Origin of the sequence: Nonomuraea phyllanthi, from assembly GCF_006334985.2 — a bacterium.
Taxonomy (GTDB): domain Bacteria; phylum Actinomycetota; class Actinomycetes; order Streptosporangiales; family Streptosporangiaceae; genus Nonomuraea; species Nonomuraea phyllanthi.
On record NZ_VDLX02000006.1, the window covers coordinates 400,606 to 417,407 of the forward strand.

Annotated in this window: 15 protein-coding genes; 6 read left to right on the plus strand and 9 right to left on the minus strand. The window is 70.8% G+C overall.

The window, feature by feature from the left end; genetic code table 11:
• Positions 1-8: 8 nt before the first annotated feature.
• The 4 genes from FH608_RS18920 (at position 9) to FH608_RS18935 (ending at position 3,855) form a co-directional block, all read left to right on the plus strand.
• Positions 9-1,475, plus strand: a complete 1,467-nt coding sequence (locus FH608_RS18920) for a ricin-type beta-trefoil lectin domain protein (RefSeq protein ID WP_139631856.1) — start codon at positions 9-11, stop codon at positions 1,473-1,475.
• Positions 1,476-1,658: 183 nt separating this feature from the next.
• Positions 1,659-2,237, plus strand: coding sequence for a dihydrofolate reductase family protein (locus tag FH608_RS18925; protein WP_139631857.1), 579 nt, complete (start codon positions 1,659-1,661; stop codon positions 2,235-2,237).
• A gap of 17 nt (positions 2,238-2,254) precedes the next feature.
• Complete coding sequence (locus tag FH608_RS18930) at positions 2,255-2,632, plus strand: YciI family protein (protein ID WP_139631858.1); 378 nt, start codon at positions 2,255-2,257, stop codon at positions 2,630-2,632.
• Positions 2,614-3,855, plus strand: coding sequence for an RNA polymerase sigma factor (locus FH608_RS18935; protein ID WP_226899671.1), 1,242 nt, complete (start codon positions 2,614-2,616; stop codon positions 3,853-3,855). Before FH608_RS18930 ends, FH608_RS18935 begins: the two co-directional genes overlap by 19 nt.
• Here the strand turns inward: FH608_RS18935 and FH608_RS18940 are convergent.
• From FH608_RS18940 to FH608_RS18960, 5 genes are all read right to left on the minus strand, one after another.
• Positions 3,794-5,179, minus strand: a complete 1,386-nt coding sequence (locus FH608_RS18940) for an acyltransferase family protein (protein ID WP_139631859.1) — start codon at positions 5,177-5,179, stop codon at positions 3,794-3,796. The genes FH608_RS18935 and FH608_RS18940 overlap by 62 nt on opposite strands.
• Before the next feature lie 219 nt (positions 5,180-5,398).
• A complete protein-coding gene (locus tag FH608_RS18945; RefSeq protein WP_139631860.1) occupies positions 5,399-5,641 on the minus strand; it encodes a hypothetical protein in 243 nt (80 codons plus the stop codon).
• A 14-nt stretch (positions 5,642-5,655) separates the two neighbouring features.
• Positions 5,656-7,791, minus strand: a complete 2,136-nt coding sequence (locus FH608_RS18950) for an alpha/beta hydrolase family protein (protein ID WP_139631861.1) — start codon at positions 7,789-7,791, stop codon at positions 5,656-5,658.
• Positions 7,788-9,368 carry a peroxidase family protein gene (locus tag FH608_RS18955; protein WP_139631862.1) on the minus strand — a complete coding sequence of 527 codons (1,581 nt, stop codon included), beginning with the start codon at positions 9,366-9,368 and terminating at the stop codon, positions 7,788-7,790. The genes FH608_RS18950 and FH608_RS18955 overlap by 4 nt, the downstream gene beginning before the upstream one ends.
• Positions 9,369-9,370: 2 nt before the next feature.
• Complete coding sequence (locus FH608_RS18960; protein WP_226899672.1) at positions 9,371-10,726, minus strand: cytochrome P450; 1,356 nt, start codon at positions 10,724-10,726, stop codon at positions 9,371-9,373.
• A 220-nt stretch (positions 10,727-10,946) separates the two neighbouring features.
• Here FH608_RS18960 and FH608_RS18965 point away from each other — a divergent pair, with 220 nt between their 5' ends.
• Positions 10,947-11,876: an acyl-CoA desaturase gene (locus FH608_RS18965; protein WP_193318511.1), complete on the plus strand. Its 930-nt coding sequence runs from the start codon at positions 10,947-10,949 to the stop codon at positions 11,874-11,876.
• 474 nt (positions 11,877-12,350) lie between these two features.
• On the opposite strand, the gene FH608_RS18970 is transcribed toward FH608_RS18965, so the two are convergent.
• Both FH608_RS18970 and FH608_RS18975 read right to left on the minus strand, forming a co-directional pair.
• Positions 12,351-13,247 carry a haloalkane dehalogenase gene (locus FH608_RS18970; RefSeq protein ID WP_139631864.1) on the minus strand — a complete coding sequence of 299 codons (897 nt, stop codon included), beginning with the start codon at positions 13,245-13,247 and terminating at the stop codon, positions 12,351-12,353.
• Positions 13,248-13,322: 75 nt separating this feature from the next.
• On the minus strand, positions 13,323-13,763 hold the full coding sequence (locus tag FH608_RS18975) for a MarR family winged helix-turn-helix transcriptional regulator (protein ID WP_139631865.1): 441 nt from the start codon (positions 13,761-13,763) through the stop codon (positions 13,323-13,325).
• Between the two features lie 128 nt (positions 13,764-13,891).
• Between FH608_RS18975 and FH608_RS18980 the strand changes: the two genes are divergently transcribed.
• Entirely contained in the window at positions 13,892-14,512 is a 621-nt protein-coding gene (locus FH608_RS18980) for a TetR family transcriptional regulator (protein ID WP_193318500.1), read from the plus strand.
• A gap of 164 nt (positions 14,513-14,676) precedes the next feature.
• Here FH608_RS18980 and soxR read toward each other — a convergent pair whose 3' ends face one another.
• The gene (soxR, locus tag FH608_RS18985; protein ID WP_139631867.1) at positions 14,677-15,156 is read right to left on the minus strand and encodes a redox-sensitive transcriptional activator SoxR; all 480 of its coding nucleotides are present in this window, start codon (positions 15,154-15,156) and stop codon (positions 14,677-14,679) included.
• A gap of 24 nt (positions 15,157-15,180) precedes the next feature.
• Positions 15,181-16,671 carry an MFS transporter gene (locus tag FH608_RS18990; RefSeq protein ID WP_226899673.1) on the minus strand — a complete coding sequence of 497 codons (1,491 nt, stop codon included), beginning with the start codon at positions 16,669-16,671 and terminating at the stop codon, positions 15,181-15,183.
• Positions 16,672-16,802 lie beyond the last annotated feature (131 nt).

A 16,802-nucleotide genomic window follows, 5' to 3' on the forward strand; every position in this document is an offset into this window, starting at 1 on the left:
GTTCCCTCATGGACAGATCCCGAGCCAGGCGGCTGCTCGCAGGGCTGGCAGCCCTGGTGCTCCTGCCGATCACCGCGGTGAGCTTATGGACGGCGCCCGCGGCGGCCGCGACCAGCCAGTTCCGCGGCATGAACTGGGCGGTGCTGGGCGACAACTTCAGCACCGGCCCGCTCGTCGTCGACGGGCTGAGCGGCTCCGACAGCTACGCCACGGTGCAGGCCAAGGCCAACGCGCTGTACGACGACATGCAGGCGACACTCGGTGTGAACACGGTCCGGCTGCCGATCAACACCCACACCGTCGGCACCACCTGGTGGAACGCCTACCGCGGCGCCGTCGACGCCGCCACGGCGCGCGGGTGGAAGGTCATCCTCGCGTACTGGGAGGACGGCGCGGCCTCCGGTGGCCGCATCACCAACCTGTCGGCGTGGAACTCGATGTGGTCGACCGTGACCTCCCAGTACGGATCGAACAGCCTCGTGTACTTCGAGCCGATGAACGAGCCGCACGGCTACAGCTCGGCAGAGTGGCGCGACGTCGCCGCCGACTGGCTGGACTACCACTACTCGGCCCCGCCGAACCGGGTGCTCGTCGGCGGTATCGGCTACAGCCAGGACCTCCGTGACCTGTGCAACGACTCGCGTTTCGCCGGCACGCTGTTCTCGTTCCACCACTACGCGTTCTTCTACCCGGCGAACACGTACGACGGCTGGCGGTCCCACGTCCAGACCCGCCTCGGCACCTGCGCCTCGCGCGCGGTCGTCACCGAGTTCGGGGCTCCGATGAACAACGGCCTGAACTACGCCGACGCGAACAGCACCGACAACTTCGTCCGCCACATCCGCGCCGTCACCCAGGTGATGCGGGACAACGCCATGGGCGGCACCTACTGGCCGGCCATCGGCGGCAAGCCCGGCGACATCGGCTACGACTGGTACTCGATGTACGCCAAGAGCGGCGGCGGCACCGACCTCAACCTCACGATCCGCAACCAGTCCGGCGCGAACCGCCTGCGCTACGGCTGGGGCGACGACGTCGACGGCGGCGGTGGCGACAGCCCGACGACCACCCAGATCGTCAACCAGAACTCCGGCAAGTGCGTCGACGTCCTGGAGGGCTCGACCGCGAACGCCGCCGAGATCATCCAGTACACCTGCACCGGGGCCGCCAACCAGCAGTGGGAACTGCGTGATCTGGGCAACGGCTACTACAACATCGTGGCGCAGCACTCCGGCAAGTGCCTCGACGTGAACAACGCCTCAACCGCCAACAACGCGGCCGTCATCCAGTACACGTGCGGCAGCGGCACCAACCAGCAGTGGCAACTCCGCACCGTGTCCGGCACGAGCTACGTCGAGATCGTCGCCCGGCACTCGGGCAAGTGCCTCGACGTGTCCGGCCAGTCGACGGCGAACGGCGCCCGCCTCCAGCAGTACACCTGCTGGGGCGGCGCCAACCAGCGCTGGAACGCTTGAGGCCACACCCATCAGAAGCACGTGAACACGAAGGCATGGGCCACCGGGGGCAAGCAGCCTACGTGATCCTGGACGGCACCCCGGAGCGTCGTCCAGGAGGGTGTCTGTCTGGCCCTCCCGACCTCGTCATCACTGTGCCGGGCACGACCGCGGCCTGGACTATCACGAGATGAGGAGTTCGAGGTGGGCACGATCAGCGTTTTCGCGAACGTCTGTGCAGACGGCGTCATGCAGGGGCCGGGCCGGGCGGACGAGGACACCAGGGGTAATTTCGGTCACGGTGGCTGGGGCATCGGATTCGCCGACGAGGTGATCGGGAAGTTCGTCGGGGGGATGGACAGGGCCACGGCGATGCTCTTCGGGCACCGGTCGTACGACGACCTGCTGGGCCACTGGACCTCGGTGACCGACCCCAACCCGTTCACCGAGGTGCTGGTGAATTCGCGTAAGTACGTCGCCTCCCGCCAGGCGGGCGCCGAACTCGCCTACCCCAACTCCACGCTGCTGGTGGGGGAGGCGGCCGACACCGTCGCACGGCTGAAGGACCAGATCGACGGCGTCATCAGGGTGATCGGCAGCGGTGAGCTGGTGCGTTCCCTGCATGCGGCGGGCCTGGTCGAGGAGTATGTTCTGCTGATCCACCCGATCGTGCTCGGTTCGGGTACGCGGCTGTTCGGCGAAGGAGAACGTACCGACCTGACGCTTCAGGAGGCGATCACCGCCACGACCGGTGTGCTGATCGCACGCTACGGGGTCAAGTGACGGGGGAGGATCGGAACATGCGGTACATGTTGCTGTTCCATTACAGCGAGGCGAGCGAGGACACGATCGGGGCCGAGGCGATAGCCGCCGGGATGCGGGCCATGGCCGGCTATGCCGCGACGCTGGAGCAGGCCGGGATCTTGGTCAGCGGCCAGGTGCTGCAGCCGTCGGCCAGTTCGACCACGCTCACGCTGGTCGATGGGGAGCCGCGGATCCAGGACGGGCCGTTCGCCGACACCAAGGAGCAGCTCGGGGGCGTGATCGTCATCGACGTGCCGGATCTGGACGCCGCCCTGGAGTGGGCGCGGCAGGCGCCGCCGCTGTCGTGGGGCACCGTCGAGGTGCGGCCTGGCGCCGTGCACATCGAGGCCGGGACGTGGGTCGCGTCATCGTGACCGGCGAGACGGCCGCGCACGTCGCCGAGCGCACCGCACGGGCGTCCTATGGCCGGCTGGTCGCCCTGCTGGCCGCCCCGACCGGCGACCTCGAACTTGCCGAGGACACCCTGGCGCAGGCCTTCGAGCAGGCTCTGACCACGTGGCCGCGCGACGGCGTACCGGACAACCCCGACGGCTGGCTGCTGACGGTCGCACGCAACCGGCAGCGGGATCTGTGGAAGTCCGCCGCCCACCGCCGCAACCAGTCGCTGGAGGCGGCCACCGACATCGGGGGCGACGCCGTCCAGCCGCTGAACGATCTCGACCTGGACCGGATCCCCGACCGGCGGCTGGCCCTGCTGTTCGTCTGCGCGCACCCGGCCATCGCCGCCAACCTCCGTACCCCGCTGATGTTGCAGGCCGTGCTCGGGTTCGACTCCGCCCAGATCGCGCGGGCCTTCGCCGTGCCCGCCGGGGCGATGTCGCAACGGCTGGTACGGGGCAAGCGGCGGATCAGGGACGCCAGGATTCCCTTCGTCATTCCCGGGCGACAGGCGATGCCCCAGCGGCTGCCGTCGGTGCTCGAGGCCGTGTACGGCTGCTACACGCTGGCCTTTCCGGAGCTGGGCGATGGGGAGTCGCTTGCGGGTGAGGCCCGCTACCTGGCCGTCACGACCGCGAGGCTGCTCGGCGACGAGCCCGAGGCGTGGGCGCTGGCGGCGCTGCTCACCCTGGCCTCGGCGCGTGCCACGACTCCCGGCGATCGCTATCTGCCGTTGCAGGACCAGGACCCGGACGAGTGGGACCGCCACCTCATCGCCGAGGGCGAGGCCTATCTCCGCCGGGCCGAGCGGCCCGGCCAGGCGCCGGGGCGGTTCCAGCTGGAGGCGGCGATCCAGGCGGTCCACTGCGACCGGGCCCGCAGCGGTGCCACCGATTGGGACGCACTGTGCACCCTCTACACCGCTCTGGTCGCGATCGCGCCGAGCCTGGGCAGCCGGGTCGCCCACGCCGCCGTCATCGGCCGAACCCGCTCACCCCGGACGGGACTGTCGCTGCTGGAGGCATTGCCCGTCGAACGGGAGCGGCTCCAGCCCTATCACGCGGTACGCGGCGACCTGCTCGCCCGCCTCGGCCGACACCAGGACGCGGTCGCGGCCTTCCACCAAGCGTCCACTCTCAGTACGGACCCGGCCGTCCGAGCCTTTCTCGAACGACGCGCCAAGGAGCTGTCCGGCTGACCTTCTGCTGTTGCTGGGTGTATGGATCGCCAGGGGCGCGTTCCTTCCGGGCAGCCGACCGGGTGAGCCGCCGGCCCAGTTCCTGGGCCGGCCGCTCCACGAACCGGTAGCCCAGCGCGGAGCAGCCGACCACCACGCCCAGCAGCACGACCGACCAGGCGATCCGGCCGGGGAGCGAGACCTGATCGGGGTACGGGACCAGCCGCCGCAGCACCTGCACCACGAGGGGGTGCAGCAGGTAGACGGAGTAGCTGATCAGCCCGAGCCGGACGAGGAAGCGCGGCAGCGCCACCGAGCGCAGGAGGCGGCCGATCCCGAACGTCAGCCACGCCCCCACCACGGCGGCCGACCAGCCCCACCTGAACGCCTGCGCCTGCTGGTCGGCCATGGACCAGCCGGGGCCGAACCAGATCGCGGCGGCGACGCACACGACGGGCACCAGCGCGACGATCGGGCCGGTCCGCCTCCAGAGGAGCTGCCCCTGGTCCAGCCGGTAGAGCGCCGTCCCCGCGAACATGGTGGCGACGATGGCCAGGCTCTGCCAGGCTCCGATCCGGCTGTTGACCGCGAGCAGCACGATCGCCAGGACGGCCAGGGCCGCCGCGCCGCAGAGCCGTACCCGCCGGCCGCCGAGGACGATCCCGGCGAGCCCCGCCGCCAGCACCGCGGTCACCCCCACGACGACGATGTCACCGCCGAGAGCGTGTGACAGGGCGCCGGCCGGAAGCGCGCCGCCCAGCAGCACGCCCGCCATCGCGACGGTGAGCGTGCCGGTGGCGCCGGCGCGGCGCGGCCAGAGCACGAAGATCGCGGTCACCAGCAGGTAGAACACCATCTCGTACGACAGCGTCCAGAACACGTTGACGACGCTGACCACCTGAAGGAAGTCCTGGAGCATGGTCAGGTGAGCGAGGCCGGCCACGACAGGGCGCTCGCCCAGCTGGCCCGGCAGGGCCGAGTACACCTGAACGAGGCCGAACACGGTGCCGAGGACCGCGGCGACGATCCACAAGGGGTAGAGGCGGAACAGGCGGCCGACCCAGAAGCCGGCGACGCTGCCCCGCCGTTCCAGCGAGGCGGGCACCACGTAGCCGCTGATCAGGAAGAACACCATGACGCCGTACTGGCCGAAGTCGAACCACGGGCTGACGGCCGCGCGTACTTCTGGGAAGAGCGGATCCAGCAGGTGCTCGAAGAGCACGGCGAGCACGGCCACACCGCGGAGAACGTCCAGCCAGACATGCCGGCGGGCTGTCGGGGGGATTCGCGTCTGGATTGTGGCCTGGAGCCTCCCGCTTTCCCGCACTGACAAGTTGTTAGGCATCCGGTAACGCTACGAGGTCAACCTGAGTGAACCCTTGGAGCCGGCCCTCTACCCCGCGAGGTGTTGCGCAGGCCGCGGCTTGGTCGAGGGCCATATGGCAGCCGTTATGGTGCCCGTAGCCCCGATCGGGCCGGCGGAGAGGGCGGCCGTGAAGCAGCGGAAGGCTTGACCGGCCATTGCGCCGCCACCCGGAGCGAGCCCCGCTGCGCTGTACGCGCGTCAGGGGCTCGCCTTGTCCGCATAGCGGCTCAGGCGCTGCGCGGCGGTTTCCAGGTCGGCGGCGGCTGCCGCGCAGGCCGCGAGGTGGGCGGTCACCGAGGCGTGCAGCCAATCCGGCGCCCCGCCGCCGGCCTTCAGCTCCGCCTCGATCGCCCGCAGGCGCTCGGCGCAGGCGGCGAGGGCGCGAGCGTCCGAGCGCAGGACTTCGGCGTGGGCGATGATCGCGGCGATCTCGGCGGACATGGCTGGCTCCTCCGTCAGCCCGGCGGCACCGGGACCGCGGTGTCCCGGAGCGTCTGGAGGGTGGTGGCGGACAGGCACAGCAGCGGGCGGGCGCCGTCGAGCCCCAGCTCGCGGAGCCGGTCGGCCAGCGGGTGGGCCGACCGCGGCTCGACGACCAGCCGCAGCGACGGCGCCGCGTGCAGCCGGGCTCGCCCGCGGGTACGTACACAGGACCGCAGCACGGCGCCGCCCTCGCGGGCGTAGCCGACCAGGCCGGGATCGCTCAGGGGCAGTCCAGGGCCGAGCCGCCCGCGCAGGGTGAGGATCAGATCGGCGGTGACGTGGGCAGAGCGGGCGCCGAGCCGGATCTCCAGGGGCGTCAGATACGTCTCGCCGCCCCACAGCCGCGGGCCGAGGGCGCGCATGATCGGGGTGTCGACGGCGGAGCCGACGAGGAAGCTGCCGGAGCGGCGCAGGTCCGCCGCCCGCAGCAGGTCAGGCCAGGCAGGGGAGCGGCGGTGCCGGCGGAACGGGCCGGGCACGACGACGCCGACCTGCAGCTCTCCGTAGCCACCCACGGTGGTGTGCCGGTTCCTGGCCACGTGCACGGCGACCAGCACGCGGCCCGCCACCTGTACGGCGGGCCCGAGCCCGGTGCCCTCCAGCAGGCCGGCCGTCGCTGCCGGGTGCACGGCGAAGTACGCCGTGAGCGCGTCGCGGTCGCGGCACCTGATCGGCAGGTCGACGGTTCCCTCGGGACCGTCGAAGGCGCGGGTGGGCACGGTCAGGAAGGGGGACCCTTCCGGCTCGGGCGCGCGGTCGAACAGCAGGTACGCCTGGGACCGCACGACCCGCCCCCGGTACGGCGTGAGCCGCTCGTCGATGAGGTCGCGAGCCTCGGGCAGGTCGTCGGCGAGGTTGGCGCGGTAGTGGTCGATGCTGTGGCAGAGCGGGAACAGGTGGGTGGAATCGCCGTAATCGACCACGTACCAGTCGGGGTGCAGGTCGAAGCAGGTGCCGGCGCCCTGCCCGTCAAGGGTGGGGATGATGTCGTGCTGATTGGTGACGCTGGCCACCCAGGTGCCGGCGGGGCGTTTGAAGTCGACCGGCGAGCCGATGGCGACGGCGTGGGTGACCGTGTGACGGGCGCAGAAGCCGGGGTCCTGCGCCAGGTTCATGATCGCCGCTCCGCCCGCGCTGTGCCCGACGAGCGCGAGCTCGGCTCCCGGCGGCGGCCCGTAGTCGGCGACGGCCTCGGCCAGGGCGCGGCTGTAGGGGCTGCTGGCCAGGACGGCGCTGCTGAACGCGCCCAGCAGGTCCTGGGGCGACTCGCCGTCGGGACGTCCCACGCGCATGCCGGGTGCCTGGAGGACGTGGCGGATCACTCCGTCGGGTCCTTCCACGCTCTGGATGAGGGCCCGTCCGGTGGTGCCGAGTGCGCTGATGTTGCCCAGGAAGCCGAGCAGCGACCCCCGCGTGCACAGCCGGGCCGACTCGGCCGCGGTCAGCTCGATCCGGCGCGCGGCGCCTTCGCCGGTGTCGAGGACGGCGATGGCCCTGTTGCTCATCCCGGTGATCGGATCGGCGGTGGCGAAGCCCTTGCCGGTCGCGATGAGCCAGGCGGCGGCGTCGTTGAGCGGATTTTCGTCCAGCAGCGCGCGCAGCGCGAGCACCTCGCCGAAGACCGGGGCGAGCTGGCTGAGCGCGCGCACCGCGCCACGGTCCTTGAGCAGGGCGCGCAGGGCCCGGACGGCCTCCAGATCCCGGTCGGCGGCGGCCGCGTCGATGAGCCGGGCGAGCATGGGGTCCGCGGTCAGCTCGGGGTGGGCGACCGCCACGGCCGCCACGCGCAACCGCAGCGACGTGGCCAGCACGCGCACGGCCAGGCTCTCGGCCCCCACCATGGCGCCGGCCTTGGCGGCCGCGGTGGACAGCCGGCCGCCGCCGGTGAACGCGCACCCGAGGCCCTGACCGTTCGTCGTGGTCCGCAGCAGCGCACGGTAGGCGGGCCAGGCCGCCGAGGGAGCCTGCGGCAGGGCGCGCAGCGGCGCGACGTCGGTGAGCGCGGCCGTGGCGTGAGCCGCAGCCTCCTGGATCGTGAGCGCGACGTCGACCAGTTCGCGGGCCGCGGTGCGCAGCCGCCCGGCATCCGGAGCGTTCCGCCCGGTCATGGCCGGGTCCGCCGGGACATGCTGACCAGGCGGGGGCTCGGGTCCTCCGGCGTGTTGCGGTGCAGCACGTCCGACAGCCTGCGTGTGGTGGCGATGACCCGCAGGCCCGCCGGAGAGAACGTGGCGGCGTTGAAGATCCGGGGAGCCAGCAGCGGGTTGGTGAGCGCCTGGGAGAAGGCGTCGATAGCGATGATCTTGGTCAGCAGCGGCGGCAGGATCGCGGCGGGGGATCCGGGTTCCTCGGCGAACAGCCCGACGTACAGGTCGACGTCGTCCACGTCGGGGTAGAGCTCGCGCAGCGCGCCGCTGACCCGTCGGTCGCCGGAGATCTGCTCGAAGGCGCGCACCCGGGGGAAGCGGCAGTGCTCGCGATAGCTGTTGTACGGGGCCAGGCCGAGCGCCCGCGAGTCGGCGATGCTGGCCACGTCGATCTCGCGCAGGACGGGATCGGTGTTGAACAGGCCGATGCGGCCGGCCCGCTGGCGGGAGGCGTCCTCGAACAATCGCCCGAGGCCGGGGCCGGGGATCAGCGCGCTGCCGAAGAAGGTCTCGGCCATCGGCAGATCGCGGCCGCCCACCGACAGGTGGGACGGGATCAGGCTGTGCCAGCGGTAGACGAGGTTGAACTCCACCGAGGCCCAGTTCTGGCGGTGCCAGGGCGCGCGGTCCAGCCGTGCCGGCAGCCCCAGGTCCAGGGTGAACCGGAAGTGGTAGGGGGTGATGTGGTTGATGTACTCCTCGACGACCAGTTTGATCAGCAGCACGATGAGGATGTTGCGGGCCGTCTGGAACAGCCGCTCGTCGTCCCAGCGCGGATGTTCCAGGGCGAGCAGCCGCGCCACCCGGTTGTGCTCGCGCAGGAACAGCACCGTGAGCATGGTGAAGCCGATCTGGCCGTTGCCCCGGTCACTGCCGGTGGCGAACAGCGTGTCGCGTTGCGCGTCGGAGAGCCGATCGAAGCGGATGACGCTCAGCGGGGCGAACTCCGGCTTGATCGCGCCGTTCTCGCACAGGTAGGGCGGGAACTCGCCGCCGTTGATCAGCTGGCTCTTGAGCAGCCCGCCGTCGAACGTGCGCAGCGCGGCCGTCGCCGCCTCGTTGAGCCCGTACACCTGGTTGAGGTCGATGTGATGGTTGGAGCTGTTCTTGCGCGGGTCGCGCGGGATGTTGGTGTCGCCGCGCAGGAAACCGTCGGTGAACCATTGGGCGAAGTACGCGAAGAGCACGGTGGAACGCGGACAGGGGATCATGGACTCGCCGCGGGTGAACAGGCCGCCGGCGGCCTCGGGAGTGGGCCGGTTCCCCCCGCCGGAGGGGACCGGGGGCAGGTGCCTGCCGCTGTAGGTGCGATCGGTCAGTGAGGCCCACGAGGTGTAGCCGGCCATGGTGCTCAGCGGTTCGGGGCGCGGCGGCATCTCGCGGATCGCGTGGTCGATCAGCGAGGCGTTGATCCGGCTCCGGAGCGGCCGGCTTGTCTGCAGGAGGTCCCACAACGGCCGGCCGCTGGTCAGGGCCAGGAACCTGAGCCGGTTGGCGAGACCGTCCGTAGCGATGCTGCGTGCTCGGCTCGGCGCCATCGTCAGCCTTCCCGCCCCTCGGCCTCGAACCGCTCTTCGGTCCTGAACCCCTCTTCGGTCCTGAACCGCTCTTCGACCCCGAGCTCGAGTTCGAAGGCGTCGGGGAAGATCCCGAGCGTCCGCTCGACGCGGCCCGCCGGTGGCGGGAGCGGGCGGACGCCGGGACGTAGCAGCAGGCGGCGTACGGTCTCGGCGATCACCGGGCCGGCCACGTGCACCCCGAGGCACGCGTGATGCCCGGAGCCGAAGAACAGCTGATGGTGGCGAGGGCGGTCGAGGCGGAACTCGTCGGGTTCCGGCACCACGGCCGCGTCGAACATGGCGGAGGCCGGCGCCGCGAGCACGAACGTGCCCGCGGGGATCACCGTGCTGCGCGAGGTGCCGGCGGCCAGGACGTGATCGCGCTCGCACAGCCGGGGGAGCAGCTTGAAGAACGGGCTGAACCGCAGCGCCTCCCAGACGTACGGATCGAACCGTTCGGGGTCTCCGGCGGCGGCCGTGGCCTCCGCGAGCACCCGAGGGCGCAGCAGGAGCTGTTCGACCGCCTCGGCCATGGCTCCCGGGGCGCTCTCCACGAAACCCAGCGGCAGTCCCGCCATGTTGATCACGATGCGGTCGTCGGTCACGCCGGCACCGGCGGGCAGGGAGGAGCGGACGAGGCGGGCGAAGACGTCGTCGGGAAGGTCGTGTCCGGCCCGCAACGCGGCCCGCTGCTCGGCGAGGCGGTCTCGCAGGTGTGCGACCAGCTCGGCGCCCGCGCTGACGGACGCGGCCTGGAGCTGCGGATCGCCGAGGAAGTTGGCGAAGCCGTCGGTGACGACGGCCCTCGTCCACCGGCCCAGGGTGTGCGGATCGGGGCCGGGAACGCCGAAGTATCGTGCGCACACGCCGAGGGCGACGGGGCGGAACAGCCCGCCCACCGCTTCGATGCGCCCCTCCGGCCAGGCGGCGTCGAGCAGCTCGTCGGCGAGGCGGCCGGCCAGCTCGCGCACGCCGTCCGCGTCCCGCGGGTCGAGCATGAGCCGCATCAGGCCCTTCTCCCGCCAGTTCATCGGTGTGGCGTCCCTGGCCAGCATGAACGGGGCGCCCAGGGCGGCGTCGAGGCGAGGACCGAAGGCACGTACCGAGAAGACCTGCTCGTGGGAGAGCACCTCGATGACGTCGGGGAAGCGGGTCACCACCGTGAAGGCGGGTGTGACGAAGATGGGGCGCCGCTCGCGCAACTCGGCGAACAGGCTCCGCCAGTCGGTGCGCATCCACTCGCGGACGAGGCCGAACGCGGCCATCGGGTCCCTGGCCAGCGCCTCCTCGTATCTCTCCAGATGGCCGCCCGTGGTCGCGTGATCGACAGCACCCATTCCGTTGACCTTCCGCCTGGTGTCGGAGCGTACAGAGGCGATCGCGTCGTGCGATCACAATCTAGATCACGCCTTTTTCTCAGGCAGCAGAGTCCATGGTTTTGCTTCCTAAGAGTAATCGTTCCATTACTGTCAGGGCATTGCCGCACTCCAGGGGGCTGGCCGTTGAATGAAGAGCCTGATCGTCCTGAACCACCCGGGAGGAAACGTGACCTCACCCATGCCGCGGCAGGCCACGGCGGAGACGGTGACGGTCACCACCGGCCGCCGCGTCGCGTATCTGATCGTCTTGGTGCTCCTGCCCGTGCTGCTGCTGGCCCTCGCGGTGCCGGCCGCCTGGGGCTGGGGCGTCGGCCCCCGTGACCTGGTCATCGCGGTCGCGATGTACCTGGTGAGCATCTTCGGGATCGCCATCGGCTACCACCGCCTCTTCACCCACCGGGCCTTCAAGGCCAACCGGGCGCTGAGGATCGTGCTCATGCTGGCCGGCGGCATGGCCGTCGAGGGCCCCCTCACGCTGTGGGCCGCCGAGCACCGCCGTCACCACAAGTACGCCGACCGCGAAGGCGACCCGCACTCGCCGTGGCGCTACGGCGACAGCGGCCTCGCGCTGCTGCGCGGCATGCTGCACGCCCACATCGGCTGGTTCTACACGGCCCTCCGCCGCTCCAGCCGCCGGCACTGGGTGCCGGACCTGCTGAACGACCCGGACGTGCGACGTTTCGACGCCGCCTACCCGGTGATCGTTCTCCTGTCGTTCGCGCTCCCGGCCGCCGCCGGCGGGCTGTGGTCGATGTCATGGTCCGGCGCATGGAGCGCGCTCCTGTGGGGCGGTCTGGTCCGCTACGCCGTGGTGCACCACGTCACCTGGTCGGTGAACTCCATCGCCCACACCTTCGGCGACCGCCCGTTCCGCACCAGGGACCGTTCATCCAACGTGTGGTGGGTGGCGATGCTGACGCTCGGCGAAGGCTGGCACAACTGGCACCATGTGGAGCCGACCTGCGCCCGGCACGGCGTGCTCAAGGGCCAGCTCGACCCCAGTGCGCGGCTGATCCGCTGGTTCGAGCGGGCGGGCTGGGCCCACGGCGTACGCTGGCCGAGCCCCGACCGCCTGACGACTCTTCGCGCCGACCGCGATCCCGGCTGATCGACTCCGTATTCGGTTGCTGCGTACACGGACATCGCCGGACGGGCTGGCCGGTTGGGGCCGGCTGACGGGGGCCGCGCTGTCCTGATCGCGGGCGGCGGCATCGACGGCGACCGCCGCCCGCGGGACCGCGTGCTCGGCGCGCCCGGGGATCTGAGTTGCAGCGCCACGGTCTTCCCGGCCCCGCGCTGGCAGCCCTGCCCGGCCCGCCCAGCACAGCGGCATCACCCCCGCCGACGCCTACCGCACCCTTTGCGCGCAAGGCTTCTTCCACGCCGTCGACAGCCCTACCTGCGCCACCCTGCTGCAGATCTACCTCGAACGGGCAACGGCACAAGGGCCGCGGTGGTTCAGCGAACTCGGCGCGACCGGACAACTTCCGGTGAGGTCGGGGAGGTAGCCGACCACGTCGGTGCCGCCACACCTGCCCACCCCGTCGCCTCTGCCGCTGTGCCGCTGTGCCGCTGTGCCGCTTCAAACCGTCGTCGGACCGGGCGACGCCGGCGAGAGGAGGTGGTGGCGGTTCAGCCAGTCGGCGACGGCCTGGCCGATGGCGTGCGGCTGGTCCTCGGGGGCCTGGTGGCCGGCGGGTCCGATCCCTTCGATCTCGAGGGCGGCGATGTTCCGGCGGGCCCAGTCCACGATCTCGGGGGAGGCGATACCGACACCGTTCTCAACCGTGAGGAGCAGTTTGGGCACCTCGGGGCTGGCGGCGAGCCATTCGCCGTACGCGTCCATGCGCTCGGCCACATCGGCCGGTTCGCGGTCGTAGGGAATCTCGCGAGGCCACTGGAGTAGCGGACGGCGCGATGCCGGGTCGGTGTAGGGCGCGCGGTAGACATCGTGGTCCTCCGGGCGGAGGCCGGTCTTGATGGCGAACGGGTGGGGCAGGGCGTACTCGATGGCGGCGTTCTCCTCCAGCAGCAGCCGCTCGCCGAGCCCGGGGGTGCGCAGCGCCTTGGAGTGGTCGATCACGTCCTGCGGCAGTTCGGCCCACATCTGCGGCCGCAGGAACGTCTCCAGAAGGGCGACGCCGCGCACCCGGCCGGGGTGGCGGGCCGCCCAGTCCATCGCCAGTGCGCCGCCCCAGTCGTGACCGACCAGGACGATCTGGTCCAGATGTCGGGCTTCGATCCAGGCGGCAAGGTAACGGGCGTGGTCAGCGAAGCGGTAGGCGATGTCGGGTTTGCCCGAGGCGCCCATCCCGATCAGGTCAGGGGCCAGGACCCTGGCGCGGTCGGCGACGTGCGGGATGATGTTGCGCCACAGGTGGGAGGAGGTGGGGCTGCCGTGCAGGAACACCACCGGCGGGTCTCCGGCCCCGGTCTCGATGTGGTGGATGTGGGAGTCCAGAACGGTCGTGGAGGGCATGGTGTGTCGTCCTTTGGGGTGGTACGGATGGCAGCGTGCTTTGGGGTGGTATGGATGGCGGCGTGGCGCCAGTGGTCAGGCGGTGGCGAGTTCGGCGTCGGCACGGGCGGTGATGGCGGCCAGCACGCGTCCGGCGACCTGCAGGTCCTCGGGGGAGACCGCGCTGTAGAGCTGGGAGATGGTCTGGCCGATGGCGGTGCTGAGCCGCTGGTGCAGGTCGTGGCCCTGGGCGGTGAGGCCGGCGGTGCCGGAGCGGACCTCCAGCAGCCCGGCGGCGGTCAGGCGGGCGATGGATTCGCCGGCCGCCTGGGCGTCGATCTTCAGGGCGCCGGCGACCTGTCCCGCGAGTTGCTGCTGCTGGACGGCCGGGCCCCCGGCCGCTGCGATCTTGAGGGTGACCCAGTGGCGGTAGGTGAGGCCGGTTCCGGTCAGGGCGCGCTCCAGCAGGGCTCGGTGGGCGTTCTCGGCCTGGCCGAGGATCTGGGGGTTGAGGGCGGTCGGCGTGGCGGTGGTCATGGTCTCTCCTTGGCTGGGTGACTTTCTGGACGCCGCCCATGATGACACTGAGTTTCATTTGAGTGCAAGTCTCAATTCTTACTGAGAGTCATTCGTGACTGGGGGTCGCTTCGGGTAGGATGCCGCGCATGACCGACGACCGCTCACGTCCGCTGCGCGAACGTAAGAAGCTGCGCACCCGCCGCGCGCTGGCCGACGCCGCCCTGCGGCTGTTCACCGACAAGGGCTTCGACGCGACCACGCTGGAGGAACTGGTTGAGGAGGTGGAGGTGTCCAAGAGCACCTTCTTCCGCGCCTTCCCGGCCAAGGAGGCGGTGGCGATCGAGGCCGAGACCCAGCTGTGGTCGGCCTACCTGACCACGCTGGAGAGGCGGGAGGTGACCGGTCTCGTCCTGGCCGAGCTGCGGGACGCGCTGCTGGAGACCGCCGCCGCGTTGGAGCCGGACTGGGACGACCGCTACGTCGCCACCCGCCGTCTGGTGCTCACCGCCCCCGCCCTGCTCGCGTACGTGGAGCACCACCGCTCCGGCGTCAAGAAAGACATGATCGGCTGTCTGGCTGACAAGCTAGGCCTGGACATCGACGACCTGCGCCTGCACGTCCTGGCCGAACTCGCCGTCACCGCCTGGAGCGTCTCGGGCCGCGACTGGGTTCGCGAGGACGGGCGTGGCGGACGGCAGGCCCTCATCCGGCGTCTGAAGGACTCCTTCGAAGCCATCCCGGCAAGCCTGCACCTCGCCGCGCCTTGACAGACGGACGAACAGACGGGCGGCTTCCCACCGCGACGGACGGTGAGGCCGGCGATGACGGCATCCTGATCGCGGCGTAACCCCGGTGACGAACGCTCTGGTCTCTGCCGCCCAGCGCCCAGAGGAATCCGCGATCGAGCGGCTCAGATCCTACGAGGGGAACCTCATGGTGTGGATGAGCGACGAGGGCGATCAGCGGAGTTCTGGAGCCGTACCGGCCCGGGGCCACGGCCCTGCAGGGTGTCGTCAGGATTGAGCAGCAGGCAGGCCTTCATGGACAGGCATCCACAGCCGATGCAGCCGGTGAGCTCGTGCTCCAGGCGCTCGATCGCGCGACGGCGTTCTTGCAGCTGCTTCCTCCAGGCGCGGGAGACCCGCTGCCAGTCCTTGTGGGTGGGAGCGTGGTCGGCGGGGAGGGTGGCGAAGACGTCGGCGACGTCCGACAGCGGGATGTGCAGGCGCTTGGCCACAATGATCAAAGATATCCGGCGCAGCATGTGCCGGGAGAAGATCCGCTGGTTACCGGTGCCGCGTTCGCTGAAGATCAGGCCCTTGCGTTCGTAGAAGTGCAGAGCGGACGCGGACACGCCGGTCCGGCGGATGATCTCGCCGATGGTGAGGCGATCGTCCGGATTGGCGCGCACGGCATCTCCTTGCTGCGAGGGTGATCAGGTGGCGTTGCGGGTCCTGGCACCGCGGAGGATCAGCGCGCCCACGATGACCGACAGTACGAGACAGAGCAGGGCGACGCCCACTTGGGTCACCTGCCAGGACCAGGTGAAGGCCGCCAACTCGGCGGCGGCCCCTGGTCCGGTGCTCAGCCGTCCGGCGCTGACCGCGCCGGCGCTGCCGGCGTCGCCGAGCCTGGCCGTCAGGAGGCCGATGAGCGAGGCGCTGAACGCGGCGATCACGAGCGCCTCGGCCGCCCCCCGCAGGGTGTTGAGGAACCCGGCCGCCATGCCGACGGCGTTCACCGGTACCAGAGCCATGGCCTGACCGTCGGTGATGCCGAAGGACGCCCCCATGCCGACGCCGATGAGCACCAGCGGCGCCGCGACGACCGCGACCGCGTCGTCGGCGTTCAGCCCCGTCAGCCACAGGTTCCCGGCCACGACCAGCGCCAGCGAGATCATGATCAGGAGACGGGCTGAGGTTCCCCTGTTCACCAGGGTCACCGCGACCATGGGCATGACGAGGACGGGAGCGGTCAGCAACAGCATGGCCACCCCGGCGGAAGCGGGAGAGAGCCCGGCCGCGGCCTGCAGGTAGGTGGGCAGGAAGACCAGAACGCCGAGGAAACCGATCGAGGTGGTCAGTGTCGCCAGGCTCCAGCCCAGGAAGCCGCGGTTGGCGACCAGGGAGGGAGCCAGCACGGGGGCGACACTGCGCCGCTGGACCACTCCGAAGATCACCAGCGCGACCAGGCCGGCGACTCCGGCGACCAGGATGGCCGGATGGGTCCAGCCGAGCGCGGGCGCCTCCAGGAGCGTGAACATGAGCAGCGACAGTGCGGCGATGAACAGGACGCTGCCTGCCCAGTCGACCGGTCCGGCACCGTTCGCTCGGGATTCCTGGGCGCGGGTCGCGCCCAGGGCCACCAGCAGGGCGATGACCGTGAAGATCGCAAAGCTCCCCCGCCAACCGGTGGCCGTGATCAGCAGGCCCGACAAGGTCGGACCGATGGCGATGCCGATTCCGGCCATGGTCCCCATCAGGGCGAAGGCACGGTTGCGAGCCGCGCCGTCGTAACTGGAGGCGAGGATGGCACCGCCCGCCGCCATGATCCCGGCACCGCCGGCGCCGGAGACGATACGGGCGACGTCGGTGATGACGATCGCCGGGCTTACCGCCGTCGCGAGGAACCCGGCCGCGAAGACCACCGCCGCGCCGATGAACACCCGCCGCCGCCCGATCCGGTCGGCGGTCGAGCCCACGACGAGCGTCATGGCGGCGAAGGCGAGGTTGTACCCGGCGACGACCCAGTTCAGCGCGGACCCGGAGGTGTCGAGGTCGCGCCCCATACTGGGCAGCGCGACCGCCGTCCCCGAGATCGACATCGCCACCAGGACGACACCGATCAGGACCACCGGAAGCGTCAACGGTGACGGCCGGTCCAGCGCCGCCGGATGCGGGGAGGAATCTGTGGCCATGGAGTCCATACGGTTCGCTCTTTCTGCTCAGAAGGCCGATCGCGAACAGCCCACCACCTCAACTGAGATTGAGGTCAAATCCCCAGTTCAGCGCCATGGCGGTCCTGCCCTGGTTCGGTGGACATTTGATCTCTGAGGAA